15 protein-coding genes and 1 tRNA gene are annotated in these 16793 nt (G+C 70.7%); 6 read left to right on the top strand and 10 right to left on the bottom strand.

Annotation, left to right across the window (positions count from 1 at the left end):
* Positions 1 to 77 precede the first annotated feature (77 nt).
* From ACWCPF_RS29310 to ACWCPF_RS29330, 5 genes are all read right to left on the bottom strand, one after another.
* The gene (locus ACWCPF_RS29310; protein WP_451048101.1) at positions 78 to 626 is read right to left on the bottom strand and encodes a SigE family RNA polymerase sigma factor; all 549 of its coding nucleotides are present in this window, start codon (positions 624 to 626) and stop codon (positions 78 to 80) included.
* 309 nt (positions 627 to 935) lie between these two features.
* Entirely contained in the window at positions 936 to 2105 is a 1170-nt protein-coding gene (locus tag ACWCPF_RS29315) for a lipid-transfer protein (RefSeq protein WP_451048102.1), read from the bottom strand.
* Entirely contained in the window at positions 2102 to 2557 is a 456-nt protein-coding gene (locus ACWCPF_RS29320) for a MaoC/PaaZ C-terminal domain-containing protein (protein WP_451048103.1), read from the bottom strand. The genes ACWCPF_RS29315 and ACWCPF_RS29320 overlap by 4 nt, the downstream gene beginning before the upstream one ends.
* A complete protein-coding gene (locus tag ACWCPF_RS29325) occupies positions 2554 to 3519 on the bottom strand; it encodes a bifunctional MaoC family dehydratase N-terminal/OB-fold nucleic acid binding domain-containing protein (protein ID WP_451048104.1) in 966 nt (321 codons plus the stop codon). Before ACWCPF_RS29325 ends, ACWCPF_RS29320 begins: the two co-directional genes overlap by 4 nt.
* Before the next feature lie 265 nt (positions 3520 to 3784).
* The gene (locus tag ACWCPF_RS29330; RefSeq protein ID WP_451048105.1) at positions 3785 to 4099 is read right to left on the bottom strand and encodes a hypothetical protein; all 315 of its coding nucleotides are present in this window, start codon (positions 4097 to 4099) and stop codon (positions 3785 to 3787) included.
* A 381-nt stretch (positions 4100 to 4480) separates the two neighbouring features.
* Between ACWCPF_RS29330 and ACWCPF_RS29335 the strand changes: the two genes are divergently transcribed.
* On the top strand, positions 4481 to 5386 hold the full coding sequence (locus ACWCPF_RS29335; protein WP_451048106.1) for a bifunctional DNA primase/polymerase: 906 nt from the start codon (positions 4481 to 4483) through the stop codon (positions 5384 to 5386).
* 36 nt (positions 5387 to 5422) lie between these two features.
* Here the strand turns inward: ACWCPF_RS29335 and ACWCPF_RS29340 are convergent, their stop codons facing one another.
* Positions 5423 to 6181 carry an LAETG motif-containing sortase-dependent surface protein gene (locus ACWCPF_RS29340; RefSeq protein WP_451048107.1) on the bottom strand — a complete coding sequence of 253 codons (759 nt, stop codon included), beginning with the start codon at positions 6179 to 6181 and terminating at the stop codon, positions 5423 to 5425.
* A gap of 282 nt (positions 6182 to 6463) precedes the next feature.
* On the opposite strand from ACWCPF_RS29340, the gene ACWCPF_RS29345 reads away from it, so the two are divergent.
* Positions 6464 to 7573, top strand: coding sequence for a hypothetical protein (locus tag ACWCPF_RS29345; RefSeq protein WP_451048108.1), 1110 nt, complete (start codon positions 6464 to 6466; stop codon positions 7571 to 7573).
* A 102-nt stretch (positions 7574 to 7675) separates the two neighbouring features.
* On the opposite strand, the gene ACWCPF_RS29350 is transcribed toward ACWCPF_RS29345, so the two are convergent.
* Both ACWCPF_RS29350 and ACWCPF_RS29355 read right to left on the bottom strand, forming a co-directional pair.
* Positions 7676 to 7762, bottom strand: a tRNA-Ser gene (locus ACWCPF_RS29350).
* 192 nt (positions 7763 to 7954) lie between these two features.
* Positions 7955 to 9604, bottom strand: a complete 1650-nt coding sequence (locus ACWCPF_RS29355; RefSeq protein ID WP_451048109.1) for a S1C family serine protease — start codon at positions 9602 to 9604, stop codon at positions 7955 to 7957.
* 306 nt (positions 9605 to 9910) lie between these two features.
* Between ACWCPF_RS29355 and ACWCPF_RS29360 the strand changes: the two genes are divergently transcribed.
* The 3 genes from ACWCPF_RS29360 to ACWCPF_RS29370 all read left to right on the top strand — a co-directional run bounded on the left by ACWCPF_RS29360 (position 9911) and on the right by ACWCPF_RS29370 (position 12867).
* Positions 9911 to 10762 (top strand): glycerophosphodiester phosphodiesterase, encoded by an 852-nt coding sequence (locus tag ACWCPF_RS29360; protein WP_451048110.1) that lies wholly within the window; start codon positions 9911 to 9913, stop codon positions 10760 to 10762.
* A gap of 223 nt (positions 10763 to 10985) precedes the next feature.
* Complete coding sequence (locus tag ACWCPF_RS29365; protein ID WP_451048111.1) at positions 10986 to 11624, top strand: ATP-binding protein; 639 nt, start codon at positions 10986 to 10988, stop codon at positions 11622 to 11624.
* Between the two features lie 277 nt (positions 11625 to 11901).
* The gene (locus ACWCPF_RS29370) at positions 11902 to 12867 is read left to right on the top strand and encodes a DUF5926 family protein (protein WP_451048112.1); all 966 of its coding nucleotides are present in this window, start codon (positions 11902 to 11904) and stop codon (positions 12865 to 12867) included.
* Positions 12868 to 13236: 369 nt separating this feature from the next.
* On the opposite strand, the gene ACWCPF_RS29375 is transcribed toward ACWCPF_RS29370, so the two are convergent.
* Entirely contained in the window at positions 13237 to 13911 is a 675-nt protein-coding gene (locus ACWCPF_RS29375; RefSeq protein WP_451048113.1) for a hypothetical protein, read from the bottom strand.
* 56 nt (positions 13912 to 13967) lie between these two features.
* Positions 13968 to 14633: a bifunctional DNA primase/polymerase gene (locus ACWCPF_RS29380; protein WP_451048114.1), complete on the bottom strand. Its 666-nt coding sequence runs from the start codon at positions 14631 to 14633 to the stop codon at positions 13968 to 13970.
* Positions 14634 to 15157: 524 nt separating this feature from the next.
* On the opposite strand from ACWCPF_RS29380, the gene ACWCPF_RS29385 reads away from it, so the two are divergent.
* Positions 15158 to 16699, top strand: coding sequence for a PP2C family protein-serine/threonine phosphatase (locus ACWCPF_RS29385; RefSeq protein ID WP_451048201.1), 1542 nt, complete (start codon positions 15158 to 15160; stop codon positions 16697 to 16699).
* The last annotated feature ends 94 nt before the right edge of the window (positions 16700 to 16793 follow it).

Genomic DNA, 16793 nt, shown 5'->3' on the forward strand with positions numbered 1-16793 from the left:
TATGTCACTAGGAGACGCCCGATCGATCAGGTCACGTTAAAGCACGGGTCAAAACACCACGTCGGTACGCCGTCCGCTTATCGGACGAGTACCAGTTCAGGGTCCTCGCGGAGCTTGCCCAGGGCCCTGGAGACCGCCGACTTCACCGTGCCGACCGAGACGCCGAGCACTTCGGCCGTCTGGGTCTCGCTGAGATCCTCGTAGTACCTGAGGACTACCATCGCGCGCTGCCGCGCGGGCAGCTTCGTGATCGCCCGCCACATCGCGTCGTGCAGCGCCTGCTGCTCGGCCGGGTCGTTCCAGTCCGGCAGCGGATCCGGCTCCGGCAGCTCGTCGCAGATGTACTCGTCGATCTTGCGCTTGCGCCACTGCGACGTGCGGGTGTTCACCAGCGCCCGGCGGACATAGCCGTCCAGCGCCCGATGGTCCGCTATCCCCTCCCAGGCCACGTACGTCTTCGTCAGCGCGGTCTGGAGCAGGTCCTCCGCGTCGCTCGGGTTCGCCGTCAACGACCGGGCTGTGCGCAGCAGCACCGGCTGACGGGCTCTGACGTACGACGCGAAGGACGGGTACGGCGAAGGCCGCGTCCTGCCGTGCGAAGCGCTGGTGCACACAAGTGTGGTCATGACTCCACGCTAGTTTCGGACACCCCTCGGCCGGATCGCCCGCAGGTCTCGAAGACGACTCCGCCCCTGGGTGTAGGGGTGGCCTCTGCCCCACCTCCTGAGGGTGTACGACAAAACGCCGACTACTGCGGGACGACTCCTAGGGAGCCCCTAGGGGACTAGAAGGGCACTTCCCAGAGGACTAGGAGGGCACCCCCCGGGGGACTAGGAGGGCACCTCCCGGGGCTTGTCCCGACGACCGAGGCCGCACCCCCGCCCACACCGCCGCCCGCAGCCGAGGCCCCGTCCACGCCCGCGCCCCCGCCCGCCCTATGCGTCGGCGGTCAGGATCAGGCCCGAGGTCGGCACCCCGGTGCCCGCCGTCACCAGGGTGCGGGCGGCCCCCGGCAGCTGGTTCACGGACGTGCCGCGCAGCTGCCGTACGGCTTCGGCGATGCCGTTCATACCGTGCAGATAGGCCTCCCCGAGCTGGCCGCCGTGTGTGTTGAGCGGCAGCCGGTCCTCCGCCACGAAGGCCGCCGCCTCGCCGGGGGCGCAGAAGCCGAACTCCTCCAACTGCATCAGCACGAACGGCGTGAAGTGGTCGTAGAGGATCCCCACGTCGATGTCGGCCGGCGCCAGCCCGGAGCCGCGCCACAGCTGGCGGGCGACCACGGACATCTCCGGCAGGCCCGTCAGGTCGTCGCGGTAGAAGCTGGTCATCTGCTCCTGGGCCCGGCCGGCGCCCTGGGCGGCCGCCGCGATCACGGCGAGCGGCTGCGGCAGATCGCGGGCCCGCTCCACCGAGGTGACGACCAGGGCCTGGCCGCCGTCCGTCTCCTGGCAGCAGTCGAGCAGCCGCAGCGGCTCGACGATCCAGCGGGAGGCCGCGTGGTCGGCGAGGGTGATCGGCCGGCCGTGGAAGTAGGCGGCCGGGTTGCCCGCCGCGTGCCGCCGGGCGGTGACGGCGACCGGCCCGAACGCGTCCTGCGCGGTCAGCCCGTACGCGTGCAGGTACCGCTGCGCCGCCATCGCCACCCAGGAGGCGGGGGTGAGCAGCCCGAACGGCAGCGTCCAGCCGAGCGCCGTCCCCTCCGCCGAGGGCTCGCGATGCCGCACGCCCGAGCCGAACCGACGCCCCGACCTCTCGTTGAAGGCGCGATAGCAGACGACGACCTCGGCCACGCCGGTCGCGATCGCGAGCGCCGCCTGCTGGACGGTCGCGCAGGCCGCCCCGCCTCCGTAGTGGACCCGAGAGAAGAAGGACAACTCGCCCATTCCGCAGGCCTGGGCCACGGTGATCTCGGGGCTGGTGTCCATCGTGAACGTCACCAGGCCGTCCACGTCGGCGGGCGTCAGCCCCGCGTCGGCGAGGGCCGCCCGCACCGCTTCCGCCGCCAGCCGCAGTTCGCTGCGCCCCGAGTCCTTGGAGAACTCGGTGGCGCCGATGCCGACGATCGCGGCGCGCCCGCCGAGGTCGTCACGCGTGCGTACGCTCACGCCGGGCCTCCGTCCTGGACCGTGACGGTCACCGTGCCGATGCCGCGCCGTTCGCCCTTCGCGCCCCACCCCGGCACGGTGAACGTCACCGTGCCGCTGACATGCCGGCCGATGCCGTTGTCGCCGGTGATGCGCACCACGAACGTGTCCCGGTCCAGGACTTCCTCCACCGTCCCCCTCAACACCAGGCTGTCCCCGGGGTAGTTGGGCGCCCCCAGCCGGATGGCGACCTTGCGGAACTCCACCTGCGGGCCGAAGCAGTCGGTGATGTAGCGGCCGACCAGCCCGTTGGTGGTGAGGATGTTCATGAAGATGTCGGGCGAGCCCTTCTGCCGGGCCGCCTCGGGATCGTGGTGGACGTCCTGGAAGTCGCGCGAGGCGAGAGCCCCGGCGACGATGAGCGTGCGGGTGACCTCGATCTCCAGCGGCGGCAGCACATCACCGGCGTTCACCCGCTCACCCCCTGGGACACCGCTCGGAACACGGGCAGCGTCAACTCGTCGTCGTACTCGCGGAATTCGAGCCGCACCGGCATCCCGATCCGCACCTTGTCGTACGGCGTCCCGACCACGTTGCTGACCATCCGCACCCCCTCGGCCAGCTCCACCAGCCCGATCGCGTACGGCGGATCGAACGCCGGGAACGGCGGATGGTGCATGACGACGTACGAGAACACGGTCCCCTCGCCGCACGCCTCGACGGTGTCCCACTCCGGGGACCCGCAGGACTGGCAGCCGGGCAGCCACGGAAAGCGGAGGACGGCGCAGGCGGCGCAACGCTGGAGCAGCAGCCGGTGGTCGCGCACGCCCTCCCAGAAACCGGCGTTGTCGCGATTGACGACGGGCCGGGGACGGAGGGCGGGAGGCTCCTCGGACGGCCGCGAACGGTCGCGATCGCGCTGACGGGTGGGCGCGGAGGCGGCGGGGGCGGACGCGGCAGGGGCGTACTTGAGGATGCGGAAGCGGTGCGTGCCGACGAGGCCGTCGCCGACGCGTACGTCCGTCCGGGTCGTGACGAAGTACCCGGTGCCCAGCTTGGTCGTCTTGCGCGGCGAGACCGACTCGATGACCGTGTCGAAGGCGACCTCGTCCCCGAGCCGCAGCGGGCGGACGTACTCCTGCTCGCAGTCGGTGGCGACGACCGAGGTGCAGCCCGCCTCGTCGAGCAGGCGGAGCAGTTCCTCGTAGGCCTGCGCGCGCCCTTCGTGACCGCTCAGGCCGCCCATGATCCACGCCTGGAGCATGGTGGGCGGGGCGATCGCGTCGGGGCCGGTGTAGGCGGGGTTGAGGTCGCCCATCGCCTCGCACCAGTGCCGGATCATCGGTGCGTTGACGGGGTCCCGGCCGGTGCCGGCGACCGCGGCGGGCAGCCCCTCGTAGGCCTTGAGCAGCGGGTGGAGATCGTCGTCGTCCACGACAGCACTCCTTCCAGGACCGGTACGGGAGACGGGGGGACAGGGGACAGGTGGTGAGGACGGGGGACAGTTTCTGACTGTCCGTCAGATACGACTGCCTGTCAAGGTCGGCTGTCAAGGTCGGCTGTCCAGGTCGCCGCAGAACGCGAAAACGCCTGCGCGGCGGAGCCGAAGCCACCGCCGCGCAGACGCGTTGCCACCCCACGAAGCACACCCAGTACGGCACTCCCGGAGGGAGCCGGCCCCGAGCGCCGGCCCCCTCAGATCACCACCACAGCGGGGCGAAGGAGACCGCCACGTTGCTGTTGCCCTGGTTGATCGCGGTGAACGCCGAGCCGTTGACCTGCGCGGTGTTGCTCTGGTTCGAGGCGCCCGAGCCGACGGCGTTCTGTTGCGTCGTGGCGGAGTTGCCGTTGTTGTCGTCCCCGACACCGCTGCCGACGATGCTCGCGACGCCGGCATTCGATCCGTCGTCCGCGAATCCGCCGTTGTCCGCCACCGCGACGCCGCTGAAGAGGGCGGCGGCCAGCGGAAGGGCGGCGACGGCGGCGATGACGCGGGCGGTACGGATGCTTGCCATGTTGTTCCTCCAGAAAGGAAGTTCGTGAGAACCCGAAGTACGTGAAGTACGTGAAGTACGGCTTCCACCAGGACAGTTGGCCGACCGTCCCGGCGCTCTGTGACGACGTCGCATGATCAGAGTTGCCCACCGAATCCCTGCGAACCACCCCTCAAGCCGTGATTAGCACTCAAGCGTGATGACAAGTCGATAAACCCCTAGCGCCACTTTTCCTGCCCGTGCCCACACAACCCCTGGCAAGTCGGACACCCGCCCCTCAGGCCCCACAAGGGGTGAAGCGTTACGGCACTCGCCGGGCATTTCCCGGATCGACCGACCGCCCCCGGGCGCGTCGCACCGCACCCTCTTTCTTTCCTCGAACACTCGTACGATAATGAATCCATGGCCACCACCGACCGGTACCCCCGGCAGGCCACCACGCTGGCCCTCGCCCACGCCCTGTCGGCCGCCGAACGCGGCCTGGCCGTCATCCCCCTGTCCCGAACGAAGCTCCCGGCCCTGCGCTCCCCGCACCGCGACGCCCCGGAACCCGCCTCGGGCCCGCCCTGCCGGGGCGAGTGCGGCCGCCCCGGCCACGGTGTGTACGACGCGACCACCGACCCGGCCCGCATCCGCGCCCTGTTCGCCGCCGCGCCCTGGGCCACCGGCTACGGCATCGCCTGCGGCCTGCCCCCGCACCACCTCATCGGCGTCGACCTGGACACGAAGTCGGACACGGATTCCGCCTCCGCCCTGCGCGAACTGGCCCTGCGCCACCTCTTCACGATCCCGCCGACGATCGTCGTCCGCACCCCGTCCGGCGGCCGGCACCTCTGGCTCACCGGCCCGCCGGACGTCGTCGTCCCCAACTCGGCGGGCCGTCTCGCCCCCGGGATCGACATCCGGGGCGCCGGCGGCTACCTGGTCGGGCCCGGCTCCCGCACCGCCCACGGCGTCTACGCGACCGCCCCCGGCACGGCCCACCTCACCCCGGCCCCCTGCCCCCGCTCCCTCCTGCGCCTGCTGCTCCCGCCCCCGCGCCCGCCCCAGGCCGGCCAGGGCCAGGCCTCGACGGCGGGCGGTGCGCACGGCCGAGGCCTGGTCCAGTTCGTCCTGGCCGCCCACGAGGGCCAACGCAACACCCGCCTGTTCTGGGCGGCTTGCCGGGCCTACGAGGACGGCATCGGCCCGGAACTGACCGAGGACCTGGTCTCGGCGGCCGTACGCACGGGCCTGACGGCCAGGGAGGCGAGGGCGACGATCGCCTCGGCGGCCCGCATGACCACACACCGCCCGGACGGGCACTGAGGGCACTGAGGGCACTGAGGCAGCTACGAGCGCACGTCAGCGCGCGATTCGCCGCCCCGTCCGACGACGCAACGCAAGGACGATGCCACCGCCGACGACGACGAGCGCCCCGGCGACACCGGCGATGACGGAGGTACCGCTGCCGGCCCCGGTCTCGGCGAGGCGGCCACTCCCGCCAAGGGCCGACGGAACGCTGCCGGGGGCGGATGCCTGCGCCGACGGAGCCGAAGCCTGACCGGACGGCGAGCCACTGGCAGAAGCCGATACGGACACCGAGGCGAAAGCCGAAGCAGAGGCGGAGGGACCGTCGGAGGGACTGCCGGAAGTACTGGCGGAAGTACTGGCGGAAGGACTGCCGGAAGTACTGGCGGAAGTACTTGCGGACGAGCAGTTCGCGTCCTGCACGACGACCAACGGCTGGATGTCGTCGTCGACGAGGTCGCCCGCCTTCACGTGAACCCGGAACGTCGCCCCGGCATGCCACGTGAGGGGATTGAGATCGACGGTGACGCCCTGAGCGGTCGGGTGCGCGATGGTCTTGGTGTCGACGAGCCGCTGGTTGTTGATCGGCTGGTCCAACTGCAGGTACAGCGAGACGGTGGCCGGAGTGCCGGAGGCGTCCTTGTCGGTGACCCGGATGACACCGTTGCCGCCGGCGTCACAGACGGCGGCGGCAGAGAAGTCGCCGATGGTGCACGCGAGCGCGGTGTCGGCGGCGCCGACGGCAAGTGCGGCCGAGGCCGCGAGAGTTCCTATGACGCGGGCCGCCACGGCGGCGCGAGATGAACGAGACACGCTTGTCCTTCACGATCGATCAGGATGCGACGAGACGGCCTCCAGGGCCGCGGAGCGAGCCCCGGAGAGCCCCCGTCAAAGACACAGCACAGCCGTTCAAGGCACGCCTAACAAACGGTCATGATCGACCGCAGGACCGGTCAAGAAACAGTCATCCCCAGAACCACCCGAAAACCACAGCTCTGCCCGACCCTCGCACCGTTGGCATATCAATTGCTCCAAAGGGGTAATTCCCGGGCAGCATTGCTGCATGCCCCGTCATGGGTCACTACAGTCAAGTGCATGCCAAGTCGCCACCTCTTCAAATTCCGCAGATTTGCAACTAGGTACGGGAGGAGTTCCTGGCAACTCGAAGAGGAACTCCGCTCACGTGTCGCCGAGATGCGGGTAATTGTGACGACCAGTCGAGACCCGGAAGGCGATTCGGAAGCTCAGGAGCGAATCAGAAGCACGGCAATCAAGGAGTTGGACAAGGCGGACAAGGCCCTCAACCACAGAAACAATAACGGAAACCGCAATCGGGACGTTCCCGGAACGAACATGGCCGTCGCGCAGGCGCACCTGGATTCGGCTCATTCCCTTATGCTCCGATTGGCGCCGATGGAAGTAATGCTGGCATTGCTGCCCGGACTGGTATCCATTGTCCGTGAACACCTTTGCATCACCGACCTGCGAAGGGTCCAGGTCGAAGAGATCGAGCAGTCTGTTGCGATGGGAGGGGAGAGACTCAGCGTCACGCAACGCGAGCTGATCATCGACGCGGTGGGAGTCGCTCGTCAAGCACTTCTGCGCGAGACGCTTCGCGTACGCAGCTTTGTCGTCATCGTGTACGGAGTCTTCGTCGTACTGACGCTTACAGCTATTACGGTCGCCGCACTCGCCGCCGCATTTCCTGCTGTAGTACCTCTATGCTTTGGGCCCATGGACGATGTCGGTATTGTTTGCCCCACTGGAGATGAGCCGCATCATGCCAGTCTGCCGCCCATCAACCTGGATACCCTCTATGGCAAAGTTGCCATGTCGCGGGACTACTTGGTCGTTGAACTCGTCGGAATGGGTGCGGCTGCGGTCGCCGCAGCCGCAACGCTCCGCCGGATCAGGGGGACTTCAACCCCCTACAACGTTCCGGTAGCCCTTGCACTTCTGAAATTGCCCACTGGCGCGCTGACTGCCGTGCTCGGCATCCTGCTGATGCGAGGAGCATTCGTCCCGGGTCTATCGTCCCTGGACTCATCGGCCCAGATCATCGGTTGGGCCATCATTTTCGGCTACGCGCAGCAGATTTTCACCAGACTCGTCGACCAACAGGGTCAGGCGGTCCTGGATGCAGTGGGCGGACCAACAACGCCGCACGCGTCGTCGGTCAACAATCCAGCAGAGACAATCCATTAGCGGCCGGCGAGACTTCCTCCGGCCGACGGCATGGGCAGCGTGCACAAAAGAACGGCCCCGACCGATTCACCTGGTCAGAGGCCGTCCCTACTGCTCACCACGCGGTGGGTGTGGGATTTGAACCCACGGTGACATCGCTGCCACGACGGTTTTCAAGACCGTTCCCTTAGGCCGCTCGGGCAACCCACCTGTGCCCCGGCCCACCAGGGGCGGAGCGGGTACAGAGTACCGGCCGCGGGCGTTTCACGGGGCCGTGGTCCACATGGGGGCCGTCGGCAGGCCGTGCGGGCGGCGGCGCGACGAGAGCGCGGCACGCAGCCCGCACCGTCCGTGATCGGCGGCGCGGGGCGAGCGTGACGAGTCGCTACGCGCGTGTGGGCGTCAGCTGTCGCCCTTGCGGGAGCCCAGGGTGAGTTCGACGGTGTTGGACTTGCCGTCGCGCTCGTAGGTGATCTTGACCTTGTCGCCGGGCTGGTGGGTCCAGATCTCGCCGATGAGGGTCGGGCCGCTGTCGATCACCATGCTGTCGAGCTTGGTGATGACGTCGCCGGGCTTGAGGCCGGCCTGGTCCGCCGGGCCGCCCGACTCGACCGCGGAGGCGCCGCCCGCGCCCGTGTCGGTGATCTTCGCGCCGCCCGTGGAGTCCTCCAGGGAGACCGACGCGCCGATCTTCGCGTACACCGGCTCGCCCGTCTTGATCAGCTGCTGGGCGACGTACTTGGCCTGGTTGATCGGGATGGCGAAGCCGAGGCCGATCGAGCCGGACTGGGTGGTGCCGCCCAGGCCGCCGCTGCCGGTGGACTGGATCGCGGAGTTGATGCCGATGACGTTGCCGGAGGCGTCCAGCAGGGGGCCGCCGGAGTTGCCCGGGTTGATCGAGGCGTCGGTCTGCAGGGCGCTCATGTAGGAGGAGGAGCTGCCGGTGCCGTCCGAGGAGGCGACCGGGCGGTTCTTCGCGCTGATGATGCCGGTCGTGACCGTGTTGGACAGACCGAAGGGCGCGCCGATCGCGATCGTCGAGTCGCCGACCGCCACCTTGTCGGAGTCGCCGAGGGCGAGCGGCTTCAGATCCGCGGGGGCGTTCTTCAGCTTGATGACGGCGACGTCGTAGCCCTGGGCGTGCCCGACGACCTCGGCGTCGTACTTCTTGCCGTCCGGGAAGGTTGCCGTCACCTTGCCGCCGTCGACCGCGTCCGCGACGACGTGGTTGTTGGTGACGATGTGCCCCTGGGTGTCGAAGACGAAGCCCGTGCCGGTGCCGCCCTCGCCGCTGCTGGACTCGGCCTCGATGGTGACCGTGCTGGGCAGGGCGCCGGCCGCGACCCCGGCGACCGTGCCCGGGTCGCGCTTGACGTCGCCGCCGTTGGTGGAGGCGGAGACGGTGGTGGAGGCGCTGTCGTCGTCGTTCTTGGCCAGTGTGTAGCCGAGGCCGCCGCCCAGGCCGCCCGCGACCAGCGCGGCCACCAGGACGGCCGCCACGAGGCCGCCGCGGCCACGGGAGGGCTTGGGCGCGGGCTGCTGGTACGCGGCGCCCCAGACGGGCCCGCCGACACCGCCCGCGCCACCCGCGCCGCCCGCCCCGGCGATGCCCCCGTCTCCGGGGGCGGCCTCGCCGTACGCGTGCGTGGCCGCGCCGACGCCCACGCCGGCTTCGGCGTACAGCGGCGTGGCCGGGGCCGGGCTCTGCCAGTCGTCCCCGGAGGCGACCGGGGAGGCCGGCGGGGCCGTGGACGTCTGCGGGGCCGCGGGGGCCTGCGGAGCGGTCGGCGGCGGCCAGTCGCCGTCGACCGGGGCCGGCGCCGTCGGAGGCACGGTGGGCGGCGGCCAGCCGCCCTCCGGCGCGCCTGCCACGGGCGCGGGCGCGGCTTCCGGCGCCTGCTCGGGAGTCACCGGCAGCGGGGTCGTGGGCGCGCCGGAGTCCGGCGCGGCCGACTGCGGGGAGGCCGAGGGAGAATCCACCGGCACGGGGGGTGCGGACGGGGCCGGGGGAACCTGGGTGCCCTCGCTGGTGCCCTCGTTCTCGGTGCTCACAGCTCTTCTCCTCGATCCACGGCTGTCGTCGGTCGCACTAGGTCGCACAAAGCTCGCGCTCGTCCGCGCTCGTCGCGCTTCGTCGCACGCTCTGTCCTCGCACGCTCTGTCCTCGACCCGGCGCGCTGAAGCTGTGCATGTGCTTTTGCATGTCTCAGCTTTTCCCACGGGCCGTCAGAGCACCATAAGCGGTGGCTGTGGGTCCGTGACCATCCTTTATATGGCTCATTACGCACAATAAGTGCGCATCCTCGAAACATCTCAGAGGGTTCTCAGACGACCGCACCCCGGTGGCACCATGACGCGGTGACCCAAGCACGGCAGCACCACATTCAAGTCGTCGCTCACCGAGGGGCTTCCGAGGAGGCCCCCGAGCACACCCTGGCCGCGTACAAGAAGGCGATCGAGGACGGTGCGGACGCCCTCGAGTGCGATGTACGGCTGACCGCGGACGGCCATCTCGTCTGCGTGCACGACCGCCGCGTCAACCGTACGTCCAACGGTCGCGGCGCGGTCTCCGCCCTGGAACTCGCCGACCTCGCGGCCCTGGACTTCGGCTCCTGGAAGACGGGTTCCTGGAAGACGAGCGAGGCACGCGAGGCCTGGCACGCGCGCGAGGAGGATCCCGACTGGGAGGTCCGCCCGGAGGACCGCGAGGAGACGTCCGTCCTGACCCTGGAGCGGCTGCTGGAGCTCGTCTCCGACGCGGGGCGCCGGGTGGAGCTGGCCATCGAGACCAAGCATCCGACGCGCTGGGCCGGACAGGTGGAGGAGCGGCTGCTGGTGCTCCTGAAGCGGTTCGGGCTGGACGCGCCGGCCTCGGCGGCCGAGTCCCCGGTGCGGATCATGAGCTTCTCGGCCCGCTCGCTGCATCGCGTGCGTGCCGCCGCGCCCACGATGCCGACGGTCTACCTGATGCAGTTCGTCTCGCCCCGGTTGCGCGACGGGCGGCTGCCGGCAGGAGTCGGAATCGCCGGCCCCTCGATCCGGATCGTGCGCAACCACCCGGCCTACATCGAGCGCCTGAAGCGGGCCGGCCACCAGGTGCACGTGTGGACCGTGAACGAACCGGAGGACGTCGATCTCTGCGCCGAACTGGGCATCGACGCCATCATCACCAACCGCCCGCGCGCGGTGCTGCAACGACTGGGCCGCTGAGGAAGCAACAGAAGACTCTAGGAAGTAGCAGAAGACTCCAGGAAGTAACGGAAGCCTCACAGAAGTCCCAGAAGCCCCATCCACACCATCCACACCTCTTGACCCCGCCCGCCCCACTACAGCATTCTCCGTTCTCAGCCACACCGCCCAGATCCAGCCACTCGCTGACAGGTCCATCACAGGGAGTGCTCCGGCGCGTTCGGTCCGTGTTCGGTCGTTCCGAATGCGTCGCCGGACCCGTATTGGCCGGTTTCCGGTACAGGCCAATGGGGCATCCAAACCGTGGCGTGGGGCGAAGGAGGTCTCGGGGGTGGCGTTGGTGGTGGCACAGGAGGTGCCCGCGTCGTCGAGCATGGCCGTACCCCATGGCCCTGCGGGCGTGGGGAACGCAAGACATCGCATGCGTGATCAATTGCGCAGGGGCGGGGTGTCGGAATCGGTCATCGATGACGCCGTACTGATCCTTTCCGAACTCTTGAGCAATGCCTGCAAGCACGGCAGGCCGCTGGGCGAGGCCCTGGCCGGGGACGGGGACGTCCGGGCCGCGTGGCGGGTCGAACCGGGCGGCCGGCTGGTGGTCGAGGTGACCGACGGCGGCGGCCCGACCCGCCCGTCCCCGGCCACCCCCTCCGTGACCGCGCACGGCGGCCGCGGGCTCAACATCATCACGGCGCTGGCCGACGACTGGGGCGTCCGGGACGACGCCCGCGGCGAGGTCACGGTGTGGGTCGTCGTCCACGCGGACGTGTACGACCCCGACGCCGGCTGTCGACGCGACGACTTCGCGTCCCGGGTCGCGGCCCCTGCGGTGGCGTCGATGCCCGGCCTCGACTTCGCGGACGTGTTCGACGACATGGACTGAGCGCTCCGCTGGACGTGCCGCAATGTGCCGCGATGTGCCGAGATGTGCCGTGACAGGCCCTCGTCACGCTGCGGCGCCGTCGTGGCCGATCGCTCCCCCACTCTCGGCTGCGCTCGAGCGGGGGGACCCCCATCGCGGCGGAGCCGCACATGTCAGCGCCCCGCGCCCCTTCAGGGCGCTGCCACAGGCCGTGGGTTGTCCACAGGTTCCCGTGACGGAGCGTACGAGCGGCTAGGCTCCCGCCGTACCAGACGAGCCGTACCCGGGAGACACCCAGATGGCCAAGAAGCGACCCCAGACGACGGCCAAGCGGCCGCAGCTCAACGACGCGGACATCCCGGTCGTCGGCGCGCGGGAGCCCTGCCCCTGCGGCAGCGGCCGCCGCTACAAGGCCTGTCACGGCCGGGCCGCCGCGCATGCCGTGACCGAGCTGGTGCAGCGCCCGTTCGACGGCCTGGCGGGCGAATGCGACTGGGTGGCGCTGCGTGAGCTGGTCCCGGCCGCCACCGTCGAGCTGACGCTGAAGGACGGCCTGCCCGAGGGCGTCCCGTCGGTCACGCTCGCCACCGTGCTGCCCATGGCCTGGCCCGCGCTGCGCCGCGACGACGGCTCGGTACTGCTCGGCCTGCAGAACGACACGCCGTCCGGCGACATCAGCCGCGATCTGGCCGACACCCTGCAGCGGGCCCTGGCCGCGGACCCCGGCACTCCGGTGCAGGCCCGCCGCGCCCCGGCGGACGGTCCGCGGATGCAGGACCTGCTCGATCCCGAAGGCGCGTTCGAGCCAGTTGTGCACAGCGGCTTCGAGTTCTGGGTGCCGGACCCGGAGAACGCCGCTCCGGAGGTGGCCGCCTCCCTGGAGCGGGCCAACGCCGCCGCGATCCCGACCGTGAAGCTGACCGGCGTCGACGCCGCGTACTGGTGCGAGACGCCGGACAAGAACCACCTGCGCTGGGTCATGCCGCACCCGGAGGAGCAGCTGCTGGACGCCCTCGCGCGGCTGCACGCGGCCGGCGGCGCCGGGCTCGGCGAGGGCACCCGGCTGGTGGGCTCCTTCCGGGCGCACGGCCTGACGGTGCCGGTCTGGGACCTGCCCAGCGCGCTCACCGCGGACGACGTGGAGAAGCCGGCCGCCGAGTTCGCCGAGCGCCTCGCGACCGCCCTGGCCTCGGACGCGCCGCTCACGGCCGACGAGCGCCGCGCGCGCGGCGGCCTCACCAACCGGCAGGTGACGCTCAGCTGACCCTCCCGGACGGATCACGGTCAGACCCCGGACGAATCCGGGGCAGACCCCGGCCGCACTGACCGGCCGGTCAGTGCGGCCCCGGCGCCTGCGGTTGACGTGAGCCTGCTCACAACTGCCGTCCGGACACGGCGAGTCGACGCCGGAAGCGCCGATTCGCCGGTGTCCGGAAAGCCGATGAAAACAAGAGATCGAATTTGCGTAGCGCCGATCTCTTGTTACCGTTCGAGGAGCCCGGTTGCTGGTGCATCCCCCGTCGCCAGCAACCGGGTTTTTCTGTGCCCGGATCCGGCCTGGATCCGGGCACGAATCCGGCCCGGATCCTGCCCCGCTCCGCGCCCGACTCCGTTCACAGGGCGTCGGCGCACATCAACTCCCCGTGTGCTCCAGGGAGTTGGCCGGCAGTGAGTTGGTCGGCAGGGAGTCGGCCGACCGGGAGTTGCTCCCGGAGCGCAGCAGCAGCGGTCCGTCCTCGGCGGCCGGGGCGAACTCCGCGACCGCCGTGTACGCCGCCAGCTCCCCCCGGGTCCGCTCATGGGGCGTCTCGCAGGATTCCGGCTCGTCCTCGGCGCCCACGGCGCAGTGCGTCTGCATCGTGCGGCCCGCGGGCCCCATGAGGCTCAGAAACGCGTCCAGTGCGCGTCCGGTGGCATTGCGGTAGTAGGTGCGCGCCCAGGTGTCCTCGCCCTGGGACAGCACGCAGGTCTGCGCCTCCACACCGTCGGGGGAGGTGAGTTCGGGGCCGCAGCGGGCGGCGGTGGCCAGCCCCAGCCCGAGCGTCAGCGGGGACCGCGAAGGCCCGGCGGGCGGCGCCTTGGGATCCGTGGGCCCGGCCTGCCCCGTCCGCCCGCTCTGCCCGGTCCGCCCGGCGGCCCGCCTGTCGGCCGCATCAGCCGCGTCAGCCGCCTCGGCCGCGTGCGTACCGGAGGCATACGTGCCGGTCGCGCGCCCTTCGTCGCCTACCGGCCCCGCGGACGCCATGGCCAAAGGCAGTGCGATCGCGCATGCCACGGCGCCCCCGAGGGCGAGGAGACGAAGGTTCATGTAGCGGAAGATAGAGGGCGAACCCGGGCGTGCCGTCCGCCGCACGCCCGACACCCCTACAACTCGGGGGCGCTCACACCCGTACGAGTGAGGGCGTCCACCACGGCGTCCACCACGGCCTCGACGTCGGGCACCCAGGGTGAGGCCGAGCCGGGCAGGGGCGCGCGCTCCCACCTGATGTCGCCGCTGCCCGTCTCGGACGGGGGCAGGGCGATGTAGCCGCCCTCGCCGTGGAAGCGCAGGGAGCCGGGCACGAAGTCCTTGGCGTAGAGCAGTTCACCCAACTGCTCCATCGTGTACGGCCGGACCAGGATGAACCAGCGGGTCGGCGAGGCGGCCACCGGGCCGAGCCGCATGCCCTGCCGGTCGAGCGCCACGAGCGCGCGCGACGCCGCGAGGGCGGGGAGGCTGACCGCGCAGGGAGCCGTGCCCCCGGTGGCCAGGACGATCGGTGCGGCCGGCCGGTTTGTCCACCACCAGCGCACCATGCGCGCATCGGTGCTGGCCGCGAGGAGGCCGGGGTCGAAGGGGTGAGCACCGGGGACCGTGCACTCGGGGTCGGGGCAGGTGCAGCGGGAGGCACTCCGCTGATCCGCCGTCGCCCCCGGGAGGACGGGCCACTGCCATTCCGTCGCGAAGGTGAGGGCCGAGTCGATCAACTCAGGCCCCCCGTCGCTGCGCTGGGACAGGAGCCTGCGTCGCTTTCCGAGGATCTCGCGCATGAGCGCTCGTTCCTTTCCGTTGCACCGCTGGCAACACCGTGGGTCACATCACACCATGTGTCGATCACTTCACTGTGCGTACCTGTTGGCGCATCACACCCCTGTCCTGGACAAGGGGAACCCCTCAGGGTCGAGCGGTGGCTGCTTGCGCGGCCACTCCGTCCGACTTGCGTCCGTCTGATGCCTGGGCGTGGCGTGGGGTGGCGAAGTCTGGCGTTTAACGTCGCACGTATTTCTCTTCGCCTCCGCCACGGGAGGATGGGGCACGGTCGTCGATGGCTATGACGCCCGGGCCGGTCACCAGGTTCCGGAAGGCTCCCTGCGAGCTCCCGACGATCCCTGGCCCTTACCGAGTACGTACCCATCACGACCGCTGTGACGCTCCGTGGAGCAAACCCAGTCGACCGCAATCACCCCTTACCCGAGGCAGTTTTAAGCCAACTTCACGATTCCGCAAGGGAGCCGTCAGAAGCGTGCGCGATTCCCCCGAAGACCCCACGGACACCAGCAATCCCAGCAGGACAATGCTGGACATCCCCTCACGAGTGCGTGTACATGTGGAGACACCGCTAGCGGCGCAGAATGACATGGGGGTTTGCGATGCTTTTGAGCAATACGCTCCGGTCCGAGAGCCGGACGCCATGAACGCCCCTCACCCTCCGAAAGTGGCTGGAATCGATTCAACGGTTCCCTCGCCCGCACACACTGTCCCGCCCGCGCCCGCCTCCCCGGACGCCCCGACCGTCCCCGCGGCCTCCCCCGGCTCCTGCGGCCCGGGCGCCCTGCTGACGGACCGGCTCGCCGGCTGGGTGTCGGATCTCACAACCCTCCACGAACTCACCGAACGCCTGGCCCGCACGGACGCACTGCCCGAAGCCCTCCAGGAACTGCTGCACGCCGGAGCCGCCCTCGTGGGCGCCCGGCGCGGTCTCGTCGTCCTCGAACCCGCCGACCGTCTCGGGCCCGACACCACGATCGGACTGGGCCTCGGCCGCGCCGATCTCGGCCATATCGAGACCGTGCCGCGCAGCGCCCTGTCCTACGGCCGGATCCTCGACGGGCTGCCCGGCGGCGAGGGGGAGATCGCCGAGCCCGACCTGTTCGCCGGCGACGGCCTGGACCCCCGCCACCGCGAGGTGGCCGCCCGGCTCGGCTACGCCGCCAGTTACGCGCTGCCGCTGGAGGCGGAGGGCGCGTCGGGCGGCGCGGCAGGGAGCCGGCTGGGCGCGGCCGTATGGCTCTACGACGAGCCCGCCGAGCCCGGCGAGCGCCAGCGCCACCTGGTCGGCCTCTACGTCCGGTACGCCGCCGAGCACCTGGCGCGGCTGGTGGAACTGGAGCGCACACGCGTGTGCATGAAGACGATGACCGAGGAGCTGCTGCCGTCCCGGCTGCCGCGCGTGCCCGGCGTCCAGCTCGCCGCCCGGCACCGCACCGGCCCGCGCGGGGGTGGCGACTGGTACGACGCGCTGCCGCTGCCGGACGCCGCGCTGGGCCTCGCCGTCGGGTCCGTCACCGGGTCCGGGCCGAGCGCCGTCGCCGCGATGGGCCGGCTGCGCGCCTCCCTGCGGGCGTACGCGGTGATGGAGGGCGAGGATCCCGTCGCCGTCCTGTCCGACCTGGAGCTGCTGCTGCGGCTGACCGAGCCCGCCCGGTCCGCCACCGCGCTGTTCGCCTACTGCGAACCCGCCCTGCGCAAGATCACGCTGGCCGGCGCCGGGCACTGCCCGCCGCTGCTGGTCGGCGAGCGGCGCACGGAGTTCGCCGAGACGTCCGTCTCCGCGCCGCTGGGCATGCTGGCCTGCTGGGAGGCGCCGAGCGTGGAACTGGAGGCCGAGTCCGGCGAGACGGTTCTGCTCTACACCGACGGTCTGCTGCACCGCACCGGCGACCCCGTCGACCGCGCCTTCGCCCGGCTGCACGCCGCCGCGGCCGGGGTGCCCAAGGCGCTGCGGGGCGACCCCGGCGCGATCGCCGACCATGTGCTGCGCACGGTCCTGCCGGACGGCCTGGACGAGCAGGACAGCGACGAGGACGTGGTGCTGCTGGCGGCCCGCTTCGAGTGAGCGGCCGGCTGCCGAACGCGACAGCTCCGTCGGCCCTGGACCCCCTTACGTACGACCGTACGATGGAGGGGGTCCAGTGCCGTATCGAGGAGGA

The organism is Streptomyces sp. NPDC001858, assembly GCF_053594615.1.

Coding starts and splice junctions, on each gene's coding strand:
- ACWCPF_RS29310 (WP_451048101.1), bottom strand. CDS start 626: ATGACCACACTTGTGTGCACCAGCGCTTCGCACGGCAGGACGCGGCCT.
- ACWCPF_RS29330 (WP_451048105.1), bottom strand. CDS start 4,099: ATGGCAAGCATCCGTACCGCCCGCGTCATCGCCGCCGTCGCCGCCCTT.
- ACWCPF_RS29335 (WP_451048106.1), top strand. CDS start 4,481: ATGGCCACCACCGACCGGTACCCCCGGCAGGCCACCACGCTGGCCCTC.
- ACWCPF_RS29345 (WP_451048108.1), top strand. CDS start 6,464: ATGCCAAGTCGCCACCTCTTCAAATTCCGCAGATTTGCAACTAGGTAC.
- ACWCPF_RS29365 (WP_451048111.1), top strand. CDS start 10,986: ATGCGTCGCCGGACCCGTATTGGCCGGTTTCCGGTACAGGCCAATGGG.
- ACWCPF_RS29370 (WP_451048112.1), top strand. CDS start 11,902: ATGGCCAAGAAGCGACCCCAGACGACGGCCAAGCGGCCGCAGCTCAAC.
- ACWCPF_RS29375 (WP_451048113.1), bottom strand. CDS start 13,911: ATGAACCTTCGTCTCCTCGCCCTCGGGGGCGCCGTGGCATGCGCGATC.
- ACWCPF_RS29380 (WP_451048114.1), bottom strand. CDS start 14,633: ATGCGCGAGATCCTCGGAAAGCGACGCAGGCTCCTGTCCCAGCGCAGC.
- ACWCPF_RS29385 (WP_451048201.1), top strand. CDS start 15,158: ATGCTGGACATCCCCTCACGAGTGCGTGTACATGTGGAGACACCGCTA.